Origin of the sequence: Gimesia benthica, from assembly GCF_009720525.1 — a bacterium.
In the GTDB taxonomy this organism is placed as follows: domain Bacteria; phylum Planctomycetota; class Planctomycetia; order Planctomycetales; family Planctomycetaceae; genus Gimesia; species Gimesia benthica.
The window spans coordinates 2,543,391-2,557,383 of record NZ_CP043930.1 but is presented as its reverse complement, the minus strand read 5'-3'; the positions used below and the strand labels follow the sequence as shown (position 1 = coordinate 2,557,383).

Annotated in this window: 12 protein-coding genes; 5 read left to right on the top strand and 7 right to left on the bottom strand. The window is 55.0% G+C overall.

What is annotated here, in order from left to right; genetic code table 11:
- Positions 1-163 precede the first annotated feature (163 nt).
- The 4 genes from ruvA to ispF are packed head-to-tail and all read right to left on the bottom strand — an operon-like array spanning position 164 to position 3,500.
- Entirely contained in the window at positions 164-784 is a 621-nt protein-coding gene (gene ruvA, locus F1728_RS09610; RefSeq protein WP_149341606.1) for a Holliday junction branch migration protein RuvA, read from the bottom strand.
- Positions 785-819: 35 nt separating this feature from the next.
- Positions 820-1,350 carry a crossover junction endodeoxyribonuclease RuvC gene (gene ruvC / locus F1728_RS09605; protein WP_228030596.1) on the bottom strand — a complete coding sequence of 177 codons (531 nt, stop codon included), beginning with the start codon at positions 1,348-1,350 and terminating at the stop codon, positions 820-822.
- Positions 1,351-1,392: 42 nt separating this feature from the next.
- Positions 1,393-2,949, bottom strand: a complete 1,557-nt coding sequence (cysS, locus tag F1728_RS09600; protein ID WP_155363913.1) for a cysteine--tRNA ligase — start codon at positions 2,947-2,949, stop codon at positions 1,393-1,395.
- 44 nt (positions 2,950-2,993) lie between these two features.
- The gene (ispF, locus tag F1728_RS09595) at positions 2,994-3,500 is read right to left on the bottom strand and encodes a 2-C-methyl-D-erythritol 2,4-cyclodiphosphate synthase (RefSeq protein ID WP_155363912.1); all 507 of its coding nucleotides are present in this window, start codon (positions 3,498-3,500) and stop codon (positions 2,994-2,996) included.
- Between the two features lie 330 nt (positions 3,501-3,830).
- Here ispF and F1728_RS09590 point away from each other — a divergent pair, with 330 nt between their 5' ends.
- Entirely contained in the window at positions 3,831-4,715 is an 885-nt protein-coding gene (locus F1728_RS09590) for a hypothetical protein (protein ID WP_145037113.1), read from the top strand.
- Between the two features lie 83 nt (positions 4,716-4,798).
- On the opposite strand, the gene fbaA is transcribed toward F1728_RS09590, so the two are convergent.
- Positions 4,799-5,830: a class II fructose-bisphosphate aldolase gene (gene fbaA, locus F1728_RS09585; RefSeq protein ID WP_145037114.1), complete on the bottom strand. Its 1,032-nt coding sequence runs from the start codon at positions 5,828-5,830 to the stop codon at positions 4,799-4,801.
- A 416-nt stretch (positions 5,831-6,246) separates the two neighbouring features.
- Positions 6,247-9,123 (bottom strand): hypothetical protein, encoded by a 2,877-nt coding sequence (locus F1728_RS09580; RefSeq protein ID WP_155363911.1) that lies wholly within the window; start codon positions 9,121-9,123, stop codon positions 6,247-6,249.
- Between the two features lie 504 nt (positions 9,124-9,627).
- Here F1728_RS09580 and F1728_RS09575 point away from each other — a divergent pair.
- Complete coding sequence (locus F1728_RS09575; RefSeq protein WP_145037118.1) at positions 9,628-9,906, top strand: transcriptional regulator; 279 nt, start codon at positions 9,628-9,630, stop codon at positions 9,904-9,906.
- 10 nt (positions 9,907-9,916) lie between these two features.
- Here the strand turns inward: F1728_RS09575 and F1728_RS09570 are convergent, their stop codons facing one another.
- The gene (locus F1728_RS09570; protein WP_155363910.1) at positions 9,917-10,885 is read right to left on the bottom strand and encodes a bile acid:sodium symporter family protein; all 969 of its coding nucleotides are present in this window, start codon (positions 10,883-10,885) and stop codon (positions 9,917-9,919) included.
- Between the two features lie 130 nt (positions 10,886-11,015).
- On the opposite strand from F1728_RS09570, the gene F1728_RS09565 reads away from it, so the two are divergent.
- From F1728_RS09565 to F1728_RS09555, 3 genes are read left to right on the top strand one after another with little or no spacing between them, the layout of a single operon-like run.
- A complete protein-coding gene (locus tag F1728_RS09565) occupies positions 11,016-12,497 on the top strand; it encodes a UbiD family decarboxylase (RefSeq protein ID WP_155363909.1) in 1,482 nt (493 codons plus the stop codon).
- Between the two features lie 25 nt (positions 12,498-12,522).
- Complete coding sequence (gene ubiE / locus F1728_RS09560; RefSeq protein ID WP_145181116.1) at positions 12,523-13,239, top strand: bifunctional demethylmenaquinone methyltransferase/2-methoxy-6-polyprenyl-1,4-benzoquinol methylase UbiE; 717 nt, start codon at positions 12,523-12,525, stop codon at positions 13,237-13,239.
- Between the two features lie 30 nt (positions 13,240-13,269).
- The gene (locus F1728_RS09555; protein WP_145439237.1) at positions 13,270-13,956 is read left to right on the top strand and encodes a UbiX family flavin prenyltransferase; all 687 of its coding nucleotides are present in this window, start codon (positions 13,270-13,272) and stop codon (positions 13,954-13,956) included.
- Positions 13,957-13,993: the final 37 nt, after the last annotated feature.

Here is a 13,993-nt window from a genome sequence, read left to right as displayed (position 1 = left end):
CCCGTAGGGTCGCTAGCTTCTTCAAAGCTATGTCAGGCGCAGCGAAGGACAAACGGTAAGATGCGAACAGGTACCAGATGCAGGCAGTTCGGCGTCAAAGATGAGGACTGTAGCAGTTGCAACGATTGATCAGCGGTGTTGGAACGACACAGATGGCCGGATTTCAGTTGCGTTCCTGCTGGTAGAGTGCGGTGAGGAACTCCTCGATGCTCTTGAACTTCTGGCCATCCGCGGCCATGGTCTCTACCTTGTCGCGGGCTTCGTTGGCGGAATAGCCCAGACTGAGCAGCGCCTCGTAGGCTTCGCCGAAGACATCGGTCTGTGCTTCGTCAGCGGGGAATTCCTTGGCGACAATCAGGGCAAACTTGGCCATTTTGCGGCGGAGCTTGGCGACGATCCGTTCTGCCACCGCAGGTCCGATGCCGGGGAGTGTCGTGAGTTGCTTGATGTCTTTTTCTTCAATCGCGGTGGCGACCTCTTTCACAGGACGCACCATGGCCCGCAGTGTTTTCTTGACGCCCACGCCATCCACCGAGCAGACCAGTTCGAAGAACTCCCGCTCTGCATGGCTCATGAAACCGATCATCCGCGGAGTCAGTCGCCCTTTCTGCGGGTTCCCTTCGATGTATTCGATGGTTTTGAGACTGACCTCTTTACCGATCAGAGGTTGCAGCTGGCGGCGGACAAACTCGGGGATAAACACTTCATAGTCAAAGGCCCCCACCGAGATGATCGCCTCGGTCAGACTCAGTTCGCTCAATTGGCCACGGATATTTGTAATCATGGGAATGCTGTTCTCAGGGGATAAGAGTGTTTAATTCAGAAGCAGGCCACACGAATCGTATGGTAGTGACACAGTGCTGCTGCGAAGGCATCGGCGACGTCGTTCGGTTCCAGGATGGTTTTTAATCCGAGTTCGTTTTTGATCGCATGCTGCATCTGTTCTTTCGATGCACGGCCGCTGCCCGTAATCAGGCGTTTGATCTGCGTGGGAGTGTAATGCACCACGGGGACGCCGGCGTCATGGGCGGCGAACAGAATCGCGCCGCGTGCATGCGCCATGATGATCGAACTCTTGGGAAACTTGGGAGTCGTAAATACCTGTTCGATGGCCATCACGTCAGGGCGATACTCGGCAATCACTTCCCGGATTCCCGAGGCAATTTCGTGCACCCGCGCCGCGAGGTTCATCTCCTGGTTCGAACGGATGATGCCTCCCTCGCACAGCACCGGCCCCCGGGCCGACTGTTCCAGCAAGGCGTAACCCGTGCGGTTCAGGCCCGGGTCAATTCCCAGGTACCGTGTGGCAGGTGTCAACTCTTCATCATCCATTGTCGAGTTTGCCTTCATATGTGCTCAAACGACTCCGCTCGAAACAGGTGCGCGGCGGAATTACCCCCGCCGCCACAAACTGCCTTCGGGACGGTCTTCCACGGTGATCTGGCAGGCAGCCAGTCCATCGCGGATTTTGTCGGCAATGTCCCAGTTCTTGTTGGTGCGGGCATCCTTGCGGATATCGATGATCAGCTCCATCAACTGGTTGACCAGACCATCGTCGGCTCCCTGTTCTTTCACGGGGGCTTTGCGGAAGACGCCTAGCAGATTGGAGAGCTCTTTGAGCAGGCAGGCACCTGTTTTGAGAGCGGAAACCATCTGCTCGTTGTCTTTGCCGGGACCATCCAGTTTCTGTTCGTGGATCAACGCGTTTAATGCGGAACGCAGTTCAAACAGGACGCCGATTGCACCGCTGGTATTGAAATCGTCGTCCATCGCTTCCCAGAACCGCTGGCGGAGTTCAGCCAACTGCTGGAAGTATTCACCCGGTTCCCCTTCCAGCGTGACCGATTCGTCCCGCTTCTGGGCAGTTGTCAGGTCGTAGAAGCTTTCGCCTGTGATTCGCTCAAATGTTTCAAAGAAGCGGTAAAAGCCTTCCATGCCCTTGCCAGTTTCACTGATGTTTTCATCGCTGAAGGCAATCGGGCTGCGGTAATGCGTAGAGAGCAGGAACAGCCGCACGATTTCGGGAGGGTGCACCGCAAACAGTTCTTTCACGGAAGCGGCTCCCTTGGAACCGGAGAGCTTATCGGCTTCCTGAGCCTGCTGATCGACGACCACGTCTCCATGACGATCATGCTGACCGCCCACCTTGCCGGCAGCGTCGCTGGCCTGCATCAGACCATTGTGCACCCAGTAACGCACGTACGTCTTACCGGTGCAGCATTCGGACTGGGCTCGCTCGTTTTCATGATGCGGAAACATCAGGTCCAGACCCCCGCCATGAATGTCGAAGGAATCGCCCAGTAGTTTGCGGCTCATCGCGGAACATTCGATGTGCCAGCCCGGGCGACCGGGACCCCAGGGGCTGTCCCACGCCGGTTCACCCGGACGCGATTTTTTCCACAGAGCGAAGTCAGCCGGATTCTTTTTCTTGTCGTTGGCTTCCACGCGGGTACCGGCGATCATTTCTTCGATCTTCCGACCACTCAGGCAGCCGTAGTTGTTGTCTGACTCCGCAGAGAAGTAGACATCGCCGTCCAGCGGGTAAGCATTCCCCTGGTCGATCAGTGTCTGGATGATTTCCAGCATCGCGTCGATATAGTCGGTCGCTTTGGGGAAATCGGTGATGGTATCAATGCCCATCGTTTCCAGGTTATCGAAGTAATCCTGGGTCATCTCGGCCGCCAGCTTTTCAACCGAAATGTTCTTTTCGGCTGCCCGATTGATCAGCTTGTCATCAATGTCCGTGATGTTGTTGACGAACTTGACTTCATAACCGTTGTACTTCAGGTAACGGGCGATGGTGTCGATGATCACCGGGCCGACCATGTGACCGATGTGCGAATGCTTGTAAACCGTGGGGCCGCAGAGATAAATGCCGACTTTCCCTGGTTTGATCGTCTGGAAATCTTCTTTTTTGCGACTCAGTGTGTTGTAAATTCTTAGCGTCATGTTCCTGGATACCTGAATTTCTTCCTGTTCTCAAAAAACGAGTTCTAACGTCGCAGCAGAACGACAGCATCGGCGGTCATCGCTTCCTGTCTTCCGACCGGTCCGACCCGTTCTCCCGTTTTGGCTTTAATGTTGACCTGTTGTGCGTCGAGCTGCAGGGTCTCTGCAACCGACTGTCGTATTTGTGGCTTATAGCTGGCTAGTTTAGGACGTTCCGCCGAAATTGTGCAATCCAGGTTTATGATATGCCAGCCGGCCTGCTGAACTTCTGCAAAGGCAGCCTGCAGCAGTTTCCGGGAATCGGCGCCTTTCCACTGGGGATCGGTATTGGGGAACATCTCTCCGATATCCCCCAGACCGGCTGCTCCCAACAGGGCATCGGTGATTGCATGCAGTAGAACATCCGCATCACTGTGTCCAACCAGACCCAGTTCAAAATCAATTTCCACCCCTCCCAGGATCAGCGGATATTCCGCCTGCAGACGATGACAGTCCTGGCCATAACCGACACGCAGGTCGGGCAGCTGTTCCTTAAGAGATTGAGTAGCCATGAGTTTTGTTCGCAGTTCTGGTTAGAAATCGAACCGGTTTCACCAAATAAACTGTTCGGTTGAATATCATTTTCGGTTCGAGGCGTGAAAGCACGCAGATCATAGCTGGAGCTGTCAAACAAGGCAATATGAGCCGGTGCTGAGAAAGACTTCCTGCTGCATTGTCTCCGGGAAAAAACCGTTTTTCGTCATCTGAGCAGCCACAGACGGCAATCCGTAATTTCAAATTGACATAAATCCTGAATAGTAATAGACTCCCCATCCCTTCCCGTCCTTCGGACAACAGCATCTCTGCGTTCTTCGCTCTCAACCAGATCTCTGACCTTTTCCATGAAGTTAGTATCCCTCAAATTCTGTTTACTGTTTCTCACACTGGCCTGGCTGGCTCTGTTGATTACCGGCTGCGCGCTGATGCGTGAAGGGGCCGTACTGGGATTGGGTAAGTATACGGAAACGAACACCGTCAACAAGCTCCCATCTATACCCGTCTCACAGGACGCGATGCAGGTGGAAATTGTGTTCGTCGAACGTCCGGTGACCGATCCGCTGCTCGGGTCTGCCCTCTGGAACGAAGTCGATGAAATCGGTGCGATTCAGCTGACTGACCAGGAAAAACTGAACCAGAACGGTTTGCGGGTTGGCCATGTGAGCTCGGTGCCTCCGATGGCACTACAGACGTTGCTGGGATTGAAATCACATTTCGGCGGTATCAAGAAGGAAGAAGAATCGCTGCTGCTCTCCGGCAGACGGCTGATGCTGCGATCCGGGGTACCCACTGATATTCAGACCAGCGAGCTGTTTGACAAGTGCACGCTGAATCTGATCACAGACGACGATGAAGAGCCCCTTGAGGTCAAAGACTTCGAACAGGCCCGCTGTGTCTTCCGCGTCAAAGCACATAAAATGCAGGATGGCTGGGCCCGGTTGGAGTTTACACCCGAGGTCCACTACGGTGCGCAACAGCTCAGACGCACCGCTACCAATATCGGCTGGCAGCTGGAGAACCGTCAGAATACCAGCCCGCTCTACAACCAGAAGTTCGAGGTCACACTGAATGTCGGCGAAATGGCCATCATTACTGCCACCGACGATGTTCCCGCCAACTCAGCCGGCCGACTCTTCTTCCGTGGCGAAGGATCAAAGGAAGACATCCAGAAAATCCTGGTAGTCCGCCTGGCCAACATGTCCAAAATGGATGTGACCCGCTCTAAATAACTTCTGAGGCAATAAAAAAGTGAGCTGCCTCGCCTGGAGACAGCTCACCTGATGTCAGCATTTTACGCTTTCGGCTTGTAGGATTAGACCTTACCGAAGATCGTTTTGCCTGAAGAGTAGAGGTCGTCGCAGGCTTCGCCCATACGCTCGACAACACCCATTTCGGCAGCTTTCAGGTAGCTACGTGGATCGTAGACTTTCTTGTTACCGACTTCTCCATCGATCTTCAGCACACCATCGTAGTTCTTCATGATGTGATCAACGACAGGACGGGTGAAGGCGTACTGGGTGTCGGTGTCGATGTTCATTTTCACAACACCGTATTCCAGGGTTTCACGCAGCTGGTCTTCGGGAGTTCCTGAACCGCCGTGGAAGACCAGGTCGAATTCGGCTTCTTTGCCGTACTTCGCCATGACAGCTTCCTGGCCGGCTTTCAGAATTTCCGGACGCAGTTTAACAGCACCCGGTTTGTAGCTGCCGTGTACGTTACCAAAGGTGGCAGCGAACATGTAACGGCCCAGACCGTTCAGAGCTTCGTATACGGCGACCATGTCTTCAGGAGTCGTGTAGAGCTTGTCGGCGGGCTGATCGGAGTTATCGACGCCGTCTTCTTCACCACCAACAACACCCGCTTCCACTTCCAGAATGATTTCATTCTCGGCACACAGTTTCAGCAGGTCGACTGACAGTTCCAGGTTTTCTTTTAAGGGCAGTTCTGAAGCGTCCAGCATGTGAGACTGGAACAGGTTCGGCAGGCCAGCTTCCCGGCGACGGGCGGTTTCAGCGATCAGCGGCTTCAGGAAGGAATCGACCTTGCCGGGCTGACAGTGGTCGGTGTGCAATGCGATCAGCACATCGTATTTTTCTGCCAGACGATGTGTGGCTTCTGCCAGAATGATTGCACCCAGAACCGCATCCTTCGGATCCAGACCGGAAGCGAACTGGCCACCACCGGTGGAGACCTGAATAATTCCGTCTGATTTTTTATCGGCAAATGCTTTGAGGGCTCCGTTGATGGTCGGCAGTGAAGTCACGTTCATCGCGGGATAGGCATAGCTGCCCTCTTGAGCGGCATCCAGCATCGCGGCGTATTGAGCTGGGGTGGCAATCGGCATTGGTTTGTTCCTGTTCAGTAAAAAGTTGAAAATATGATAATTCTGAATGCATCCAGTCAGGCCGAAGTCGCCCTCAGCTTGACCCTGATCAGTCTGTAACGCTCTCCCGGAATTAGCGAGAGGTTGTTTCCATCACGTCAGACGAGCAGCAGAGTACCGGAAGGAGTTTAGAGAGAATGGAATCAGGCTTCCGGCCATTCAGAACGTGTTACCCAGAGTATTCAAACATTGAGACAGCTTTTCACTCTGTTTCTATACTGTTTATTATCAAGTTCTGCCCGCACCTTCAAGTGTCCCGCGCTGCCTCAGACACGATTGTCTGTGGATGTTCGTACGGTCTCCCGCATAGTCTGTCTATCATCTGACAGTGAAAGAAGTTAGTTTCAGAACTTTCTTCACTAAATGCAGCCCGCCCCTCAGGGACTCAGAGGGGAATTCGAAGGAGATTCACTCCCGCTGGTCTGCTGGTAGAGCCTGGGTTCGGGTGTATAGGCAATGACGCGCAGGTCATCAAACAGGATTGCCCCCAGCCCATACAGGTACATCGAGAGCGTGAAGGTTTCGCTCCGGGGGACTTCCCGGATGACGTCGATCTTCTGCCAGCTGCTCTGCGCATTCCAGTGCAACGCCCCTCCCGGACCCATAATGCTGTCTTCCAGCGTGGCCCCCTCGGTGTGACCTATGATCGGGGAGCTCACCTTCACCCATCCCGTGATGTGCACGATCTGACCGCTGCGGACCTCCAGGGGAGGCGTGGTTACTTTGACCAGCGGATCTTCGATATACGCCGGCACTTCACCCCGGTTGATCGGAGCGGCCAGCAGTCGCAGGCTGAAGTTTCCGGATTTCCGGTCGCGGGGATACAGCTCCGCGATCGCCTGAGTTCCGGTGATCGGATTCTGTTTATGCTTCCAGCCTTCCGCTGTCATGGTGTCGATGTCTTCGAAATCACCGGAACGCAGCAGGTTCGACTGAATCTTACCGGAACTGCGGCCGATCTGTTCGATCATCCGCCAGTGGTCAGGCAGGGTACTGTAAGCAATCGTGTAAGGGCTGGTGACTGCGGAATCAAAATTGTGGGTCGCTTCCCGCCACTGACTTCTCTGCAGAATTCGCAGCAGTTGCATCGCATCGCGGGCCTGAAGTCGCGCGCGGTGATAATCTTTGCTCGCCAGAGACTGTTCTGCCTGGGCAGACAGTTTGCGGGAACGTTCCAGAATCGCTGGCCCATCCAGGCGGGCTATCTGGCTGACTCCCATATTCACCAGTAACGCATTCGTCTGTTCGCAGCGTTTCAGCTTGGCACTGCTCATCTGCACGCAGGCCTCTGCGGATTGAGCACTGATCCCGGCTATTTTCCGTCGCAGATTTTCGATCAAGCCCTGATCCGACGTCATGATGATGATCGAGGTCATGTCAAATTTGGGAATGCGGATCTGCACTCCACCGTTGACCCGTTTACGGTCCAGGTTACGAATTTCGGTCGTGCTCACTTCCCAGACAGAAGCAGAAACGTTTCCTCCTGGAATGACGATGGTCGCGTCGTTCCCCGCCATCTGGTCCGGAACAAACTGGGCATCGTGACGATACCAGACCGGGAGAATCAGGGTGCCGAATTCGGATTGAATCACGGCGGCCTGCAGTTCCTCCGCCGTCTGTTTTTCCCTGAGCAGCTGCATTTCCCGCTCCGCAAGGCGCTCGTCACGGATCAGGCGATCTTTGCCGGCGGTCTTGAAGTCAGCTCCCAGCTGACCGATTTGGGGCGTTTCACGCTGTTTCAAACTAAAGGGAACGTGTGAAATCACGGTTCCCGCTGCCAGCCAGGGCTCGATCAGGTCGATCTCCAGGTTCAACTGTTCGATCGCCAGTTTTCGTTCCAGAGCACCTGTTGCAGAGGTCTCATCAAGTCTGCTGGTGGTCCAGTAGCCGGCCCCCCTGCAACCTGCGGAAAGTGCGCTATAGGTCTGCAGGCGAATCTGTTCGGGTTCCACTACGATCGGAAGTTTATTCGCAGTCTCCCGCCATTGACTGTTGGCTGCCGTCGGTTCCGTCTGGATCCAGGTCCACAGAAAACGACCTGGTGCAACCTGTGTTTTTTCAATCAGTGTTTGCCGATAGTCCAGCAGGCTGATATCGCTGTTGAGAATCCGCGGACTGGAACCGATCATCGAGACTTCACGTGAGATCTGTCGTTCTTTGCCCTGCACGTCCGCCATGATGGGACGCTTGAACTGCTGATCTGCACTCTGAATCTGACCGACGCGGCTGCGGATTTCGTTCCACTGATGACCGGGGATTCGAGTCCCCAGGTTCCAGAAGATGATTGGCGCGGTCTGCTCATCAAAGGGGATCAGCGTCGCATCCCGAGAGGGGAGAAACGATCCCTGCGAGTCCTGGGGGCGGGGCGGGGTGGCCATCGCCCACAGACCCTGGCTGCGAAGTTGTCCCAGAAAATTGTAGTCGTCGAACTGGGAGGCCCAGATCACGTTCAGGCCCGCCTGTTTCATCGTGGCCAGGTTCTCTCCATGATAGCGGGACATCCGCGGAAACATCGGTTTCCCCTGCAGTTGAACCCGGTCCAGCAGAAACTCGACAATCGGCTTGACCTGTTCTTTCTGATAAGCGGCAGCGGTCTGCAGTACCGTCTCATTCGGATGGACAATCGGCGAGAGCTTCAGGTCATCCATCAGGAATTCCACTTTATCCGAAGAGGATCGGGTGACGACCAGCACCCGTTCCACGTACATCTCACGTGTATCCAGTTGGCGCAGTTTACTGCGGCCGCGTAACAGTCCCAGCGACTGATTCACCAGAGGCTCCGAAGTCGTGCACTTCAGTTTCTGCCACTGTCCTTCGTCGGTGTAGGTGTCACCAATCAGGTAAATGCGTGCTGCAGCGCCGGTTTCCGGGTCTACCTGGTGGGGCAGCACCGCTTCCAGTCCAATCCGTGTGCCCCGGCGGTTCGATTTCAGCCAGAGTGAGACCGTAAGTTCATTAATAATCCGACTGGCCGGAAGTGCATGCGATAACTCGATCAGCGATCCCAGATTTCCCGTGGAGACCTGCAGATGTTCGCAGGCAGCGCCCGCATGTTGAGCCGTCGTATTACGGACATGCCAGTTCTTCCGGGCCATGTTGGGATCGATACGGACCTGCCAGCTGACACGGGATGTGTCATCGAAGCCGGCTTCAAAAGACTCGGCGCGCAACGAGAGCGGTACTGATAAAACCAGCGGGAGAACGAGCAGCAGAACCCACGTTCTTGAAATCAGTTCACCGATTTTTCCTGGCATCAATGCCTGTTCTCAGCCCCATCCTGGGATAAAAAGATCTTGAAACTGTACCGGTCAGTCCGGTTTTGATCAGTCTGCAGGTCTTGATCTCTTGCGATCTTAAACCAAACTGGAGTCATACTTTTCCCAGCTTCAGCAGACAGATCACCGTTCAGCATTCTTTACGAAATGTTGAGTCCTGTCCGATTTTTGTTGCACATCGGCAACAGCCACGTTGTTAAAATACAACCCTTCGGTAAATCGCCTGAATCGAGCGATAAACCTCAGTGATTTTAGAAGAAATTGCAATCTGGGCCAATACGAAGCCTCGCTTTTTTGCGAAACTGTCTGAACAGACGCTTTTAATGCTGTGTTTGATAAGTCTCTGTGAAATCATGATTTACTGTGATTGTCTAATTAAAGATTCATATTCGGCATGAAATCTGTTCTATTGGTACCGTGAGTTTTCCATCCGAAATATGGATTGAGCAGCAATCGAAGGTCTCAACTGAGAAATAGAAACTGATGAATATGCGACTGACAGACGATTCCGATAGTGCCAGCCTCCCTCGCGAAGTCATTGACCTGGGCAAGAAAATTGCTGAATTGCCTCGTGAGCATCAGGTGCACCTGGAAGTTTCCTACTCCCGTGTGGTCGAGTCCGTGAAACGCCGCCGACGTATTCTGGGACTGATCCAGGAAGCACTCGCACAACTTCGCCTCGATGTGAAATACCTCATGTTCGACCTCGATATTACGAAAAAAGAACGTGATGAACTCAAAGCACGGCTGGAAGAAACCTAAGCAACACCATTTACTCGTTTGACCCTTCTACCTGTTTTGCCTGGGACGCCGTTCTTCGCGACCAGATCTGTGCCAGAATCGTTCCCGTCAACATACAGCCAAACATATAGAGTGCGGGTGGCAGCGCAATCAACTCCTGGTCAGGAAACAACTGCCCCGCCAGCACCGCTCCAAGTCCCGCGTTCTGCATGCCGACCTCCAGTGTCAGTGCCCGTCGCTTCGCTTCGTCCAGCTCGAATGCCACTCCCGACAGGTACCCACCCAGATATCCCAGCAGATTGATCACCAGCAGCACCAGCGCCAGTGAGAAAAATACCTGCTGCAGCCGCGCCGCGTTCAGGCTGATAATCGTGGCGATGATCCACAGGATCGAGAAGTTTGCAAACGTCGCCCCGTAGCGCTGCATCACCCGCTGAAACGAATCGACCAGCAGCGACAACAGATGTCCCGTAATCACGGGTAACACCACCTGGGTCAGCAGATTGACAAAACTGTTCTTCGCCAGTTGAACAGCATCGATTTCCGTTCCCGAAACCGCCAGGTACAGAAACAGAGGCACTACGAGTGGCGAAAGCAGCGTTGCCGAGGTTGTCAGGCAGACCGAATAACTCACGTTACCCCGCGCCGTCAGCGTGAGCACGTTCGAAGCCATCGCGCCCGGCACACATCCCACCAGGATAATTCCGATCCGCAATTCAGGCTGGTCCAGAAAGAACAGGCTCATCAGGTAACCCAGGCCCGGCATCAGCGTGTATTGCACAAATGTGCCACTCAATACGGTATGCCAGCGTCGGAAGACCTCACGAACTTCCTCCCGCGGCAGCAGCGATCCAATCACGAACATGGTCGCGGTAAACAGATATCCCAGGTACGGCTGTGAATCGTGAAAGGGGTGAAAATCTCCCGGGACGACGTCATCCCAGATGACAGCGACACCTGAGAGCAGGATCAGCCAGAGCAGCAGAAATCGTTGCAGCATGGTTCACATTTCCGAAAAGATGGTTGTTTCAGGATCGGAATAATCTATAAGGTTCACAGTCACCATCATTTGTTGACAGTCCGCAATCGGTTATGATTCCTGACTGTAAACAAAGCCTCCCTGAATTACTATGAACAGCACCAGAATGATGAACGCGGACCAGCTGGCTGATTTTGTCGCCGACTTTGAAGAACATGGACAACTCGTCCGCGTCTCTGCTCCCGTCGAGTCGGAACTCGAAATCGCCGCCATCACCGAGCAGGTTCTCAAAACCGCCTCGACTGATCCGCCCCCCGCACTCCTGTTCGACCAGGTCCGCGGCCACAAGGTTCCCGTGCTCACCAATCTGTATGGCAGCCTTCCCCGTATGCTCCAGATTCTCCGCAGCGACAGCCTCGACGCCGTCGCCGACCGCATCGCGGGGCTCGTCGCACCGGATCTCCCTGAAGGCTGGTTCGACTCTTTGAAAATCATTCCCCAGTTCTCGCAGCTGCTCAACATCAAACCCCGTACCGTCAAAACCGCCTCCTGTCAGCAGGTCGTCAAACTCGGCCGCGATGTCAATCTGAGCGAGTTTCCCCTGCTCAGGAACTGGCCCGAAGAAGCGTTTTCCACAATCACCGCCGGCCAGATCGTCACACAGGATCCCGAACTCAAGAACCGCTTCGTCAACGCACGTCCGATTCAGGTCGTCTCCGATCAGCAGCTCGCCATCCGCTGGAGCCAGCACGACGCCGGCTATCAGCTTCTGCAGCAATTCCAGGCCCGACAACAGCAGATGCCCGTCGCCATCGTCCTGGGTGCCGATCCGACCTGTCTCTACGCCGCTCATGCGCCACTCCCTTCAATTACCGATCCATACGCCTTCAGCGGTTTCCTCCGCAACCAGGCACTGGAACTCGTTCGCTGTCGTTCCGTCGATCTCGATGTCCCCGCCCAGGCCGAAATCGTAATGGAAGGCTTCATCGATACAACAGCAGATCCACTCACCGTGGGACCCGTTGCTAATCCCACTGGTTTTTACAGTTCGCCCACAGAAGTATTCCCTTTACAGTTGTCCGCGGTCACACATCGCTCCAATCCGATCTGGCCCGCTTTGATTCCCGCTGCTCCACCTTCCGAGTCAGGTCTGTTCGCCCAGGTGACCGCGCGGCTCTTTCTGCCGCTGCTCAAACTGCTGGTCCCTGAAATCGTCGACGTCCATTTCCCCGCCGCAGGCATGGGACGCTACCTGTTATTTGTGAGCATCCGAAAATCTTACCCGCATCAGGCCCGTCGCGTGGTAAATGCATTGTGGAGTCTGGAACGGTTACTATCATTAAAGATGATCGTGGTGGTCGACAGCGACACCGACGTCCAGGACGAACAACTCGTCTGGTCGCGTGTCTGCACCAACGTGAATCCGGGGCGGGACCTGATTTTTTCCGAAGGCCCCGGCGACGACGACGATCACAGCATGCCGGTGCAGGGGATCGGGCATAAGCTCGGTCTGGATGCCACCCGCAAATCCGCAGCGGAAGGGCACCCGCGTCCCTGGCCCGCCTCCCTGAGCATGCCTGCAGAACTACAAGAGCAGGTTCAGAGCCGCCTGGATGAACTCGGCCTGGCCTGATTACAGAAGAATTGATTGAAACGTTATGAATGTAGATAAAACCGGTTCCCGCGTACAACAGATGTTTGGTGAGATCGCGCCCCGTTATGATTTTATGAATCATTTCCTCTCGGGCGGCGTCGATTATTACTGGCGCTGGAGGACCGTACGGAAAGTCGCCCCTGCCGGCGAAGCACCTATTCTCGATGTCTGTACCGGCACAGGCGACCTGGCCCTCTCGTATCTCAAGAAGACCCGCGGCAAAAACCGCGTTGTGGGGGCTGACTTCACACATGAAATGCTCCAGCTCGCGCTCACCAAAAACGACAGCGATGCACTGACTTTCCTCGAAGCCGATACGCAGGAACTCCCCTTCAGCGATAATCAGTTTCAGATCGTCTCGGTCGCTTTCGGACTCCGGAACGTCTCTGATACCCGTCGCGGGCTCAAAGAGATGATTCGTGTCTGCCAGCCCGGCGGACAGGTCGCGGTGCTCGAATTTTCGATTCCCACCAATCCGCTGTTCCGCGCCTGCTACCAGTTTTATTTCAAACATATTCTGCCCCGCATGGGACAGCTGCTGGCCCGCAACCAGCAGTCCGCCTATAACTATCTGCCCGAATCGGTCTCGGAGTTCCCCTACGGTAAAGCACTCGCCGACATCATGGATGAGTGCGGTCTGGAAGGAACCCGCTGGTATCCGCTCACGTTTGGGATCGCCACCCTCTATACCGGCGTGAAACCCGCTGCCCCCGCTTCTTAAGTTTATGATCCAACCGCGAGGTACTCGCTCATGTCCAACAATGTTGTAGTCGCAGTCACCGGCGCCAGTGGTGCCATCTATGCCGTCCGCCTGGTCGAAGTTCTGATGGCCGCCGGCCGCACCGTGCATCTCACCATCAGTGCCGCCGCCGCACATGTCTTGCGCCACGAACTCGGTCTGAAAATCGACCTGGAAAACTTCGATCCCAAACAGTTGCTCCCCGATCCCGATAATCAGCCCAGCGACAGCGTGCTCAGCAAAATGAAACCCACGAGCAGCGAAAGCTTCGCGCTCAGCTCCGTACTGGGCGAGGCCGAATTCAAACAGGGAGACCTGATCTACCACCACTACCAGGATTTCTCCGCAGGCATCGCCAGTGGATCGTTCCTGACCGAAGGCATGGTGATCTGCCCCTGTTCCATGGGCACCCTCGGCACCATCGCCGCCGGTTCCGGCAGTAACCTGATTCATCGAGCCGCCGACGTGCACCTCAAGGAACGTCGCAAACTGATAATCGTCGCCCGCGAAACACCGCTCGGGTTGATCCCGCTGGAAAACATGGTCCGCCTCACCCAGGCAGGCGCCACCATCCTGCCCGCAGCACCCGGCTTTTATCACAACCCGGTCACCATTCACGACCTGGTCGATTTCATCTCGGGCCGCATCTGCGATCATCTCGAAATCAGGCATGAGATTCACCAGCGCTGGGGAAAATAACGCCCCGCTTCCCGGGTGAAACTGGTTTAACTCTGTT